Source organism: Microvirga sp. KLBC 81 (assembly GCF_003075415.1).
Taxonomy (GTDB): domain Bacteria; phylum Pseudomonadota; class Alphaproteobacteria; order Rhizobiales; family Beijerinckiaceae; genus Microvirga.
Genome location: NZ_QDAH01000118.1, coordinates 1 through 11,472, shown reverse-complemented (window position 1 = coordinate 11,472; position 11,472 = coordinate 1). Strand labels below are relative to the sequence as shown.

Annotated in this window: 10 protein-coding genes and 1 pseudogene; 4 read left to right on the top strand and 7 right to left on the bottom strand. The window is 61.1% G+C overall.

Translation table 11 applies throughout. From position 1 onward, the window contains the following. Positions 1 to 1,060: 1,060 nt before the first annotated feature. Complete coding sequence (locus DC522_RS30550; RefSeq protein ID WP_116532251.1) at positions 1,061 to 1,264, bottom strand: DUF2934 domain-containing protein; 204 nt, start codon at positions 1,262 to 1,264, stop codon at positions 1,061 to 1,063. Positions 1,265 to 1,312: 48 nt separating this feature from the next. Between DC522_RS30550 and DC522_RS37035 the strand changes: the two genes are divergently transcribed. After that, the gene (locus tag DC522_RS37035; protein ID WP_256369937.1) at positions 1,313 to 1,444 is read left to right on the top strand and encodes a hypothetical protein; all 132 of its coding nucleotides are present in this window, start codon (positions 1,313 to 1,315) and stop codon (positions 1,442 to 1,444) included. A gap of 48 nt (positions 1,445 to 1,492) precedes the next feature. On the opposite strand, the gene DC522_RS30545 is transcribed toward DC522_RS37035, so the two are convergent. Then, the gene (locus tag DC522_RS30545; RefSeq protein WP_116532250.1) at positions 1,493 to 4,843 is read right to left on the bottom strand and encodes a PAS domain S-box protein; all 3,351 of its coding nucleotides are present in this window, start codon (positions 4,841 to 4,843) and stop codon (positions 1,493 to 1,495) included. Beyond that, positions 4,830 to 5,231 (bottom strand): annotated as a pseudogene (locus tag DC522_RS30540) (Crp/Fnr family transcriptional regulator); the annotation flags it as partial. The gene DC522_RS30545 and the pseudogene DC522_RS30540, both read right to left, overlap by 14 nt. Before the next feature lie 223 nt (positions 5,232 to 5,454). Between DC522_RS30540 and DC522_RS30535 the strand changes: the two are divergent. Then, positions 5,455 to 5,838 (top strand): response regulator, encoded by a 384-nt coding sequence (locus DC522_RS30535; protein WP_116532248.1) that lies wholly within the window; start codon positions 5,455 to 5,457, stop codon positions 5,836 to 5,838. 489 nt (positions 5,839 to 6,327) lie between these two features. On the opposite strand, the gene DC522_RS30530 is transcribed toward DC522_RS30535, so the two are convergent. Next, positions 6,328 to 6,534 carry a hypothetical protein gene (locus DC522_RS30530; RefSeq protein ID WP_116532247.1) on the bottom strand — a complete coding sequence of 69 codons (207 nt, stop codon included), beginning with the start codon at positions 6,532 to 6,534 and terminating at the stop codon, positions 6,328 to 6,330. Between the two features lie 1,071 nt (positions 6,535 to 7,605). Between DC522_RS30530 and DC522_RS30520 the strand changes: the two genes are divergently transcribed. Continuing rightward, on the top strand, positions 7,606 to 7,854 hold the full coding sequence (locus tag DC522_RS30520; RefSeq protein ID WP_245444697.1) for a hypothetical protein: 249 nt from the start codon (positions 7,606 to 7,608) through the stop codon (positions 7,852 to 7,854). 418 nt (positions 7,855 to 8,272) lie between these two features. Here the strand turns inward: DC522_RS30520 and DC522_RS30515 are convergent, their stop codons facing one another. Together DC522_RS30515 and DC522_RS30505 are read right to left on the bottom strand one after the other, a co-directional pair. After that, complete coding sequence (locus DC522_RS30515) at positions 8,273 to 8,635, bottom strand: hypothetical protein (RefSeq protein ID WP_133239417.1); 363 nt, start codon at positions 8,633 to 8,635, stop codon at positions 8,273 to 8,275. Between the two features lie 680 nt (positions 8,636 to 9,315). Beyond that, on the bottom strand, positions 9,316 to 9,555 hold the full coding sequence (locus DC522_RS30505; RefSeq protein WP_116532242.1) for a nuclear transport factor 2 family protein: 240 nt from the start codon (positions 9,553 to 9,555) through the stop codon (positions 9,316 to 9,318). Between the two features lie 254 nt (positions 9,556 to 9,809). Here DC522_RS30505 and DC522_RS30500 point away from each other — a divergent pair, with 254 nt between their 5' ends. Beyond that, positions 9,810 to 10,700 (top strand): LysR family transcriptional regulator, encoded by an 891-nt coding sequence (locus tag DC522_RS30500; RefSeq protein WP_116532241.1) that lies wholly within the window; start codon positions 9,810 to 9,812, stop codon positions 10,698 to 10,700. A gap of 52 nt (positions 10,701 to 10,752) precedes the next feature. Here DC522_RS30500 and DC522_RS30495 read toward each other — a convergent pair whose 3' ends face one another. Next, positions 10,753 to 11,136, bottom strand: coding sequence for a hypothetical protein (locus DC522_RS30495; protein WP_116532240.1), 384 nt, complete (start codon positions 11,134 to 11,136; stop codon positions 10,753 to 10,755). Positions 11,137 to 11,472 lie beyond the last annotated feature (336 nt).

Here is an 11,472-nt window from a genome sequence, read left to right as displayed (position 1 = left end):
CCCGGTCTCATAGACCACCGTGCCCTTCGGCAAGCTCACCATCTCAAGATGCGGCTCAAGGAAGGCGAAGTCGTCCGACTGCAACGCCGCCAGGAGATGGTTGGCGCGATGATCTGGTTCGTCCGCAGAGGGTGTCATGGCAGGCGCTGGTTGCTCCGACGGGATCTCCCGTTGAGAGATCCAGATATGGCAGGCCCGCTTGTAGGGAATTGGACGCCGTGGGAGTTTCTGCCGGAGAGAGGCCAATACGGGCCTCCCAAGCAGCGGGCGCTGCGAAGGCGCCTGTGGCGCCAGGGTCTCACCTGCTTCGTCGGGATCCCAGCCAGGTCGTCCTGCCGGTAAGGCATGGTGGAATAATACTCTAACTTGCGAGCGCGATCCAATCGCGTCCGATGTCCTTTCCGGCCTATCGGCGAACAGGCGCGGCTACGAGCGGAGCTCTCCTCGCCTTCCGGTATTGGATCAGCTAAGGTGACAGGCAACAATAACTGCCCGCCGGAAGGAACCTCGTCCTGGTCGCTCGCTTCATCCGTAGACTTGAGTAGTACGACCGCCTGTCAGACCCAGAGCGACAGTTTCTGGAGGGAGCGGTCATCCGGCAAAAGGTGGTCGAAAAGGGCGAGGACATCATCCGGGAGGGGGATCGCCCGACCGAGAGTACGGTTCTCATCACGGGCTTTGCCGCACGCTACAACCTCCTGCACGATGGCAAGCGCCAGATCACATCCCTTCACGTGCCGGGAGAACCCGCCGCCTGCCGACGGAGTTGGGCTCCCTCCGGCCTTGCAACCGTGACCCTCGGGAACATCCGCGACGGCACGCGACGCAGCCCGCAGTTCGAACGAAGTATTCGCCTTGGCGGGGGGCCTCGGCTTCGGCAGGGTTCGCCAGATGAACAGCGTGCACGCTTCGCCACCGCAAGGGCGAAGGCCATGCCATCGAGAAAACCGACCTTGGAGAATGGTCCGGACGGGTGGGTCCTCAGACTTCCAACCGAGGGATTCCCGACGTTCCCTCCCTCAACGGCATCCGTAACGAACCCTTAAAGCAGTCCACGAGGCTACTCGGTGAGCTGTTCATCAGGGATTTCGCCGATCGCATCGGGGCGCTCCTGCCCCTGATCCGCAAGCTCCCGCTCTGCCCGGAACCAATGGTCCTCAGGATTGCCGGTGCGGCCTTCACTCTCCCAGATCTCATAAGCCCGTTGCCGGATTCTCTCATCCTGGCTGGTGGCAATTACTGCGGCAGACAGCGTGTCGGACATGATCGTCTCCCTTCCCTGGACCACCGGACAATAATCAGGCCAAGGGAGATGTTCATCGAAGACTACGTGGAAACCGGTCTGCTCCCGTTGAAAGTCATCGTCGAACAGAGGAGCAACCGCAAGCCACTCGAGCTTTTCGGCGCAGTTTATCTTGAAAACGGCTCTGCTTCACGCCTGTAGGCGGATGAGGGCGCAACGTCTCGGTTGTGCCGATTGGAGACCTTCGGCTCAGTCTTGCTGGAGCACATTGGCCGCGTTGCCCATGACAAATCGATCCGTCATCGGCAGCCTGATCGTGCAGCGCAGGCCATCTGGCTCGAACGTCTGCACCGTCTTCGCCTTCAGCTCATAGGCCAGGGTCCGCTCCAAGAGATCGGTCCCGAAGCCCCGTCGCTTCCGCTTGGCCGCCTGATCCGGCGCGCCACTCTCTTTCCATTCGAAGACAAGCCAGGGCAGGTCTGAGCCATCGTGTATCTGCCAGCTCACCCGAACGCGCCCCTGCGGCACAGTTAGGGCCCCATGTTTCACAGCATTCGTCGCCAACTCATGAACAGCCAGCCCGAACGTCTCGGCGGCCTTGGGGTTCAACCGCACCGAGGGCCCGGTAATCTGCACCTGCTCGCCCTGGTGAGCGGCGTAAGTGAGAAGCTCGTCCACGATCAAATCGGTGAGATCCAATCCCGCCGCCGGATTCCGGGCCACAGCCGTTTGCACCCGGGCGAACGCATTGATGCGCCCGTCGAGGTGCATCGCATAATCCTCCACGGACTTGCTCGTTTGGGCGGTGCGCCGGACAATCGAGCGGATTACGGCCAGCGTGTTGCGCACCCGGTGCTGCAACTCGCCCAAAAGCAGCCTGGCCCGGCTCTCGCTCTGGCGCAGGGCCTCCTCGGCCTCCTTGCGCTCGGTGATGTCCTGCCCGATACCACCGATGCGCTGGACGCGGCCGGTCTCGTCGAGCAGCGGGAAGTTGGTGTCGCGCATCCAGCGCATCTGCCCGTCAGGCCGTATGATCCTGAACTCGAACGTGACGCGTTCGCCCGCCCGCACCCGATTGATGCTGTCCAGAACATGGCCGCGATCCTCCGGGATGATCCGCTCGGTCCAGTTCCGCATATTATCTCCTGCCAATGCGCTCTCCCGGTTCCCGCCATAGACCGCCTCGAAGGCCGGGCTGAGATACTCCCATTGCAGGGTGTTGGCATTCCTGATCCAGAGCACATCCGTGGAGGCCTCGCCAAACTGCCGGAACCGCTCCTCGCTCGCGCGGAGCGCCTCCTCGGCCTGCTTGCGCACGCTGATGTCCTGCATGGCGCCGATCATACGCACCGCCCTGCCCTGGGCATCGCGGAGAATGAAGCCTCGGTCGGCGATATAGGCGTACGAGCCGTCTGCGCACTGGTAGCGGAACTCGTCCGACCAAGTGTCGCCGGTCCCGGCTGCGGCCTCTCTCATGCCGCGCACGACACGCTCCCGATCGTCGGGATGCATGTGCGCGAAGCACCAAGCTGTATCGGGGCCGATGTCCTGCGGCGCGTAGCCGAGCTGCCGCAGCATGGCGTCGCTCCACCACACGCGGTCCGCCACAAGATCAATGTCCCAGATGATGTCGCGGGTGGCGCGCGCGACATACTGGAAGCGCTCCTCGCTTGCGCACAACGCGTCTTCAGCTTGCTTGCGCTCGGTGAGGTCGATGCAAATGGCAAAGCCGCCGCCGATCCGTCCGGTCGCATCCCGCAGAGGGCTGACCGCATTGCGGACCCAGACTGACGAGCCGTCGGGGCGCACATGCCGCTTCTCAATCGTGTAAGGCTCGCCCTGCGTCAGCATGCGCTGCAACAGCGGCTCGTTGAGCCCCCAGTCCTCCGGATGCGTCAACTCTCTGACGGTTCTGCCGACAAGGTCATCCCGCGTGCGCCCGACGATCTCGCCGAAACGGTCGTTGGCGAAGATCACCTGACCCTCTGCGTTGACCATTACGATCCCGGCTTCAGCCTGCTCGGCCACTGCCCGGAAGCGCTCTTCGCTCTCGCGCAGCGACTGCGTCAGCAACTGTGCGGCAATTGCATCGCTGGCCAAGCGGGCATAGACATCGGTGAGCCTGAGGTTGCGCTCGGACAGGCGGTGCGGCCGGCGGAAATGGGTCGAGAGCATTCCGAGCGGCTGCCCGGTGGGCGTAAACAGCGGCGTCGACTGTACTGCTCGGTAGCCGGCTTCGCGGGCTACCTCGAGGCTCGACGCATAAGCGGGCTCCTGCTCGACATCCTCGATCACCACCCGCTCCCGGCGGGCCAGGGCCATGCCGCAGGCCGAGCCCTCATTGGCATCGACTTCGGCGAAATGGTCGAGAAACGACTGCTGGAAGCCACGCTGGACGGCGATGCGCAGGGTCTGGGTGGCCGTGTCATAGAGCTGGATGTTGCCGAAGTCCGCTCCATGCAGCTCAATCGTCGCGTCCAATATCTGTTCGAGCATCACTTGGAGATCGGCGGAGCGGACTAGCTGCCGGCTCAGTTCGTGCAGCCGCGTCATCGCCTTCAGCTCCGACGCGAGCGTCTCTTCAGCCTGCTTGCGCGCGGTGAGGTCGAGCACGAACTCGAAGATCGTGCCATCAGGCAGCCTCTTGGCGGCAAACAGCGCCCACCAGCGCGAGCCGTCCTTGCGGATGTACTCTTTCTCGTACGGCGTGGTCCGCCCGGTCGCCTTCAGCTCCGTAATGGCCTGCTCCGAGGCCTCCATCCATTCCGGCGGGGTCAGCCCCTGCCAAGTGAGGCATCCCGCCTCCAGGTCCTCCCGGCTGTAGCCGCCCATTGCCAGGAAGGCGTCGTTGGCGTCAATGATCTGGCCCTCCTGGTCGAGGTAGATGACGCCGACCGTCTCGATCTCCAACGCCGTGCGGATACGCGTCTCGCTGGCCCGCACACTTTCGTACGCCTCCGAGAGAGGTCGGGTGCGTTCTTCTACCCGCCGTTCCAACTCCGCGCGTCCGTTCCTGGCCTCGTCCAGCGCGGCGACTACCCGGTGGGACGCCGCGGCAAAGCGTGCGAGGCTTTGCAGCACGCGGGCGTCTTCGGCATCGAACCGCCCCTCGGGCGTGTGCTTGACTGCCCAGAGGGTGCCGACCAGCTTTCCATTGCTATGCCAAGGCGCGAGCAGGTTCTCGTAGACGCGCGGCTCGACATGTCCGAGGTCCGGGAACAATCGCTCCGCCACGTTGAGCAGGAGCACGCCGTTGCGCTCGCTCACGGTGCCGCAGGGGCCGGCCTCAAGGGGGACGCCGCCTCCGAGTTGGCCCGTCAGTTCACCGACGATGGCGTGCCAGCGGAACACTCGGCGCTCGACGCCGGGCTCCAGCAGGCTGATGGCGGCCGAGTCGGCATGGCACAGCTCCATCGACAAAGCGGCACATGTCTGGAGCACGCTGCGGGGGTTGGTGGCCATCTCCTCGGCCAGAGTGGCCAGCGCCCGGTTCTCGGCCTCATAGTCGGGCGGACGGCATGGGCGGCGGGCCAACTCCGCCGGGATCAGCACGTCATCGACGCCTGGTGCAGGGCCGTTTGGGGCGTCAGCGGTGCTCATGCGGATCTCCTTGGACTAATGAACAGGCGATCGCGGGAGCGAGATTACTCGCCTTATGGTCACGGGCCACATCCACCAATGACCCTGCCCGGTCGAGATGCAGGTAGTTGGGGTTGAACAGGGCCGCGCTCATGAGCGCCTCCAGGTTAGGGATGGTCAGGGTCCTGCTCTTGAGCACGACGAGATTGGCGGCCCGCAGTTCCTGCACCATGCGGTTGAGATGCACCAGGGTGAGGCCGGTGGCCTCGGCCAGTTTGGCTTGGGTGAGCGGCAGTTCGCAGCTCGTGCCCTGCGTCAGGCCGACGGCCCTGAGCCGGAGGAACAGTTCGCACAGGAGATGGCACAGCCGCTCGTACGCCGTGCGCTGGCTGAGACTGAGCGTCCACTCGCTGCTCGGAGGTCACGCGCTCCAGCAGGCGCTGGTCGTCGGCCGAGAGGCGGGTAAACTGCTCCAGCTTGCGGATGAGAGGGTTGGCCATGGCGCCCTCCATGGTGTGCAGCCCAATAAACTAACGCACCACGACCCATATGGACCAATCTGTGCTAGAGTGTTTGTGCCCTCTGTTCGTCTCCCTCACGTCTCAGATGCCCTTGTGTAGGGAGGGGTCGCGATGAACACTCATCCACACCCAAGCCTGAGTGGACGCCGTGTTCTGGTGGTCGAGGATGAGTTCTTCGTGGCCGACGATCTGGTCCAGGCAATCAGCGTGCTCGGGGCCGAGGTGCTGGGTCCGGTACCGACCCGGGATGAGGCGCTGGATCTTCTGGCGAAGGCGGGACCAATCGACTTGGCCGTGCTGGACATTAGCCTGGAGGACGAGGCCGTCTATCCAGTGGCGGATCTCTTGTCCGAGCAGGGGGTGCCGTTCCTGTTCGCCACCGGCTACAGCCACGTCTTGGTGCCCGCTGAGTATCAGCATGTACCCCGGTGGGAGAAGCCGTTCGATGTACAAACCCTCGCGCAGGCCCTGTCGCAACTCCTGAACGATCGGTGAGCTGAGCTCATATCCAGAGTATTGCGCTTGGAATACGCTGGAAAGGCGAGAAGCTCTTTGAGAGACGCCGCTATGAGCTTGCGAGCGGTCCGCTAGCGCACCGTGCGGAAAAGTGAACCCGGTTTCCGCTTTCAACGATGCGCCGCTAAACAAGGAAGCATCGGATGGATCCCTAAAGTGCAAGTCCGCTTTTCCCGTCCGAGGCTCTGGGTCTGCTGTCCCTTCTCATGACCAAGAACGCGGTTTTCTCGGCTTCGGAGCCGGAATTGGAAGCCGGGGCACCTGCGCCCTGGTCGTGTAGTCCTCCCGGGTGTTGAGAATGGCCATAGCCCGCGCCACGGTATCGTCAACCCGCCGTGCAAACCCGAAAATCGGTAGCCTTAACATCAAGCCTCTCCTATAGGGCGAAGGAAACAGACAAATAAAGGCTCCTTGGAGCTTTAGTCTTGCTCAAGCAGCAGGACCAGCATCCGACGTCGCCTACGCGGCTCATCTGGCGGTGACGAACAGCACCTTGCCAATCTCGTCTGTAATCACCAAGATCCGTCCCGGCTGAACCCGCCTGGCGACTAGGTCCGTCCATGGCGCTATGGCTCCATCGGGGTCGGGCGCCATATCGAGATCCAGCAACTCGCAGCCCAACCTGTCCCACATCATCTGGTCGCCGATGAGCTGGTGAAAGAAATAGCGTGCCATAGTGCAACCCAATTCACGTCTGGATCATTCTCCAAACGTTTCCGACCTCCGCTATCAAATGGATTAACTTTCGGTTTCGTGGATTGGATATTGGGAGTTGAAATCTACTGCAGAATTTAACTTGGTTGATAGAGACCGCCTGCCATCGGAGTATCGTAGAAATGATGCGTTGGTTCGTTTCTCCCTGAGCCTGAGGATAGCTCCTTATCCTGCCCCCTTATCGCATATGCGATAAGGGGGCTTTTATATTGCGTATCTGATGGTTCATTCCTCCCGTCCAACCGTCTGGGGCTCATGATTCAGCCCCATTGTGGACGCCGTTACATCAAGAGATCTAACCTGCCCTGAATGCATATCTGGTGAGAGCCGGATCCTGAACTCCAGCGACTTACAGCATCGGACCCAAAAGTGGATTTGCACTATAGGGATCCATCCGATTCTCATTCTCTGGAGAAGTGCATCGTTTTGCGCGGAGAACCGGATCCACGTTTCCGCACGATGCGCGAAAGCTGCCTGACCAAGCGGGTGACAGGCTGCGACAAATTAACATAAGTTAACAAAAACCTACCGTTGTGTCGGCTCCCCAACAGACGGATTACTACTGAAGCCGCATATTCCAGTCAAAATAAACAAGAACTCTGGGGGCTCCATAGTCGCCGGCAAACCGCCATGCTTTCTCCTGGGAACGATGGCGGCCGCGCGCGCAGTCGAGGTGCTTCGATGAGAAGCAGGAAACGGAAGCTGCTGCCGAGTACGCGTCGGCGTGTTGTTCGGCTTGAGCGCCGGCTCGCAGCTGTCGAGGCGCAAATTGCACGTCTCGAAAAAGATCCTCAGTTGGACCTTGCAGAGCAGGATCATTTTTTCCTCTGGAAACGGCCAGTGCTCTTCATGACCCGGCGCCCAGATACGCTGCAGTAGGCTCCCGATCACCAAGACAAAATCCCGCCTTGATGCGGATCCTCACCAGAGCCTCGCGGAATACAGCCCCGAGGTGGTGATGACATAGCAAGAACAACAAGAACCCGGAGGAATATGATGTCTTCTAGCACGCGCGGAAGCCTGATCACAGGAATGCCCGAACGGCCTGCACGCACCTACTCGCCCGATATTCTGCCTTTGATGCAGTCCCTGTTGGGGACGTTGGCCGATATCGACGTTGAATTCAGGACGGACCTGGAAAAGATCCTGCAGAGCGCAGTGGAAGAACCTCTGAAACAGAGAGCTATTGCCACCCTCGAAAAGCGTCATCACGAGCGACGCGCTCCCTATGTCCGAGAGATCAACAAGTTGGAGAAGCAAATTCAACGGATGTTTGAATAGGAGTGTAGAGGCACCACTCCACGGGCCGTGATCCCGATCGCGGGAGGCAACGGCTATTCTGGCCTTCATGAAAACGGCATGCCGACCTCCCTCGTTAAGGTCGGCCATACTGACTCTCACTAGCGCATCGTGAGGAAAATATCACTGGCTCATAAGGTGATGCGGCTCGACCCAGGGTGTGGATGCTGCCATCCACTTAGGTCAAACCAAGCCTCGATGCACCAAGGCCGATGCGGACGCGATCTACTTTCGGCACGAGTGCGGACGTTCAAATTAGGTCAGCGCCTTGCCGACTCCAGATCTTGGCGTTCCTGATCAAACGGCAATCGGCTTAAGTGCCGGGATCGCGTCTTCGGTGACGGCCGGACAGGGCTAGCCCTGAAGGATCTGCTTCCCGTCCGGCCGATCATCCGATCGGCTAGTCGCCGACAGCCGATGACTTCCTCCGAGAGGAGGACCGCCTGCTGCCCTTCCTGCTTCCATCTTTGCCGCGGTCCTCGCCCGGCGAACCACCGAGTGCACTCGATACGACCTCACCTGCGGCTCCCATGGCAGCCGCTGCGACCTCCAGCGGAGCGGCAACGATCTCGGCGCCGAGGCTTCCTGCGGCCGACATGGCGTCCCTGCCTTGCTGCGTTCCGCTTCTCTGGTCCTGCTCGCCGCCCAGCGGCTTCTCAAGTACGTTCGCGACCGCCCTGAGGGCCTCCGCCATCGCCGCGCGTCCCTGCGGGGAGGTGATCGTCGTCTCGAGGGTCGAGAGCCATGCCATTGGGTTCATCATGGTGCCCTGCGACCGCGAGCGGGCCTGCGTTGTGGAACGCGATCTTGACGCACTAGAAGTCGAGCGTGCTGCCGTCCTTGATCCTGCGGAGGAACGGGACTTCGCGGGAACAGCCTGGGACTTTGTCGCGGAGCGGGACCCTGCCATCGCCTTGGGCTGCGCGCGCTTGGGAGCGGCAGTGCCTCTCTTGGTGGCAGACCGGGAGGCGGACTTCTCCGGCGCCTTCCGGCCCCTGCTGGGTTGTGAAGTCCCGTCTTTCTTTTTCGTAGCCATTGTCATTCCTTCTTCTGCTGGGGCCGCAAGCGGCCATGCCGAGGAGCAGAGATCCTCAATAATAACAATGACGGCGTGGGCGTTCGGTTCGCACGCACAAGTGGTCACAGGCGGAGATCCTGCCGCCGAACCTTTTGAACCGCTCGGGAAGCAGAGGAGCGGATAACACTCCCCAATAAGCAGGTGTTGAACGGACCGCTGACAGGTCGGCTCGAGAAGGCTGAGGCTGGCGCTGGTCCTGCATGCGGCCTGTCTGGCGAGATACGACACTCACACCTCGCATCATCCGGCTGGAACCACGGCAAATGGCTGCGTGCCGAGGCTCTCTTCTTTAAGCGGCGCATCGTTCGGGGCGGAAAACCGGGTCCACTTTTCGCTGACGCGAACCTTCGGTTCCGCACGAGGCGCTAAGCCGCCCGACGCTCCTCTCCAACGACCCGAAGAGCTCCCGTTCCAACGGCGATCGCGACTGTGTCCGTGAACTCGGTGAACGCGACCATCTGGCCCTTCTCGATCCGGCAGACGTGCGGGAAGCGATTGTCGATGGACTGCCCAGTCGCGACCGCGCGAACTCCGATGTGCCCGAAGCAGAACACATGATCGCCCGCATCGTGGAAGCTGTCCGGCGAGAACTCCTCGAAGAACACCTTTGCCAGCGCGCTCTTGGCTATGGCGATGAGCCCTCTAATGTACCAGGTGAAGGCTACTTCGAAGGGCCAAGCACCGTTGCTGAAGGGCGACAGCCCCTTCTGACTGCGATATACCCTAGACCATCGGACGTGAAAAGTGGACTTGCACTTTTCACGTCCGATGGTCCCTCTCTCAAGCAGCGCATCGTTTTGAGCGGAAAACCGGGTCCACTTTTCGGCACGATGCGCTAGCCTGAACCTGAGGAAGCGCGTTGGACTGGGACAAAATCAGACTCTTCTATGAGGTCGCGGAGGCGGGAAATTTCACCCGGGCCGGCGAGAAGCTAAGCCTGAACCAATCCTCAGTCAGCCGCCAGATCAGTGCTCTTGAGCAGGAGCTGAAAGTCCCCCTGTTTCATCGCCATGCCCGCGGTCTCATCCTGACGGAACACGGAGATGTGCTCTTCAAGGCCGCTCAAGAGATGCGCCTGCGTCTGGAGATGACACGCCAGCGCCTGACCGAAACCAGCGAGCGCCCAGCGGGAGCTCTCAGAGTCACGGCGACCATTGGCATTGGCGGCATTTGGCTCGCCCAGCGCATCAAGGAATTTCTGGACCTCTACCCTGAAGTGACGATCGAGTTGATCCTGACGAACAGCGAGCTGGACCTCGCCATGCGAGAGGCGGATCTCGCCATCCGGCTGCGCCGTCCCACACAACCTGATTTGATCCAACGGCGCCTGTTTACGATCCAGTATCATGCATATGCCTCTGTCACTTACCTGGAGCGCTTTGGGGAGCCCGTAAGCGTGGAGGATCTCGATCACCACCGCATCGTCTGCTTGGGCGGTGATCAGCCGGGGTTCATTCTGGATTTGCATCGATTGACAACCCTGGGACGCAATCCCAAGGATCCACGCACCAGCCACTTGATGGTCAATGACAGCCTGGCTCTGCGGCGTGCCATTGAGAGTGGCGCCGGAATCGGCATGGCTCCGGACTACGCCATGAACAGTAATCCTGAGGTCAAGCAGGTTCTACGTGACATCGAGATGCCTTCACTCGAGGCTTATCTGGTGTATCCGGATGAGATGCGCTCTGTCGCACGCCTTCAGGCATTCCGCGATTTTCTTGTCACAAAGGCACAGCGGTGGGCCTATTGATCCAGGACTTGCTCCGACCATGCATGATCTTGGACGATCTTGGCCAAGGTGCCTATGCGGCCGCAATCGCCTTGAGGGCACGCCTGACCGCAAGGCGGGCCGCATCGATGTGCCCTTCGGCAAGCAGCTCGTCGACAATCCTGAGGGCCATTACTGCGTCCGGTCTCTCAATCGTATTCGAGTCCAAGGAAGCGATGCCGTGAGTTGGTCCTGCGGCTCCGTTGAGTTCATCGCTTTGCCCTAGAAGATAGGCGGGAGTGCATTTGAGTACGGCAGCAAGGCTTGCAAGGGCCTCCTCCCCCGGATCTTTCGCGCAGCCAGTGATGATGTCCTGAATGTATCCGGCCTCAAGGCCTGCTTCCAAGGATGCCCGCCGCCAGGAGATCTTGAGCGCGCTGACCCTCTCTCCAATGCGCTGTCTGAGAATGCCATTCACGCATTGCTCCTTTGGTCGAGATGCGGCGAGAAACAACAAAGGCGAGGAGGCGGTTCATCCGCGCTCTCCCCGCCTGCCTTTTGGCGTTGGCAATGATCGAACGGACATGGTTAACGAAGAACTAACTCGGCAGGCCGACGAGGGCTGATTTTCAAACAGCACGGCCATTATCCCTCGGTTAATAGTCTCTGTGGAAGAAACCCCCGTCAGCCCCACCGCGGGGAGTTTTTGTGAGGCCAGGGTGCCCCCAAGGGTCTCGATCCAGTGCCAATCTCCTGCCGCGTTTAACCTGCTTGATGGTGCCGTCAGTGCAGAGGCGTAGGTTGAGGGCTCTTC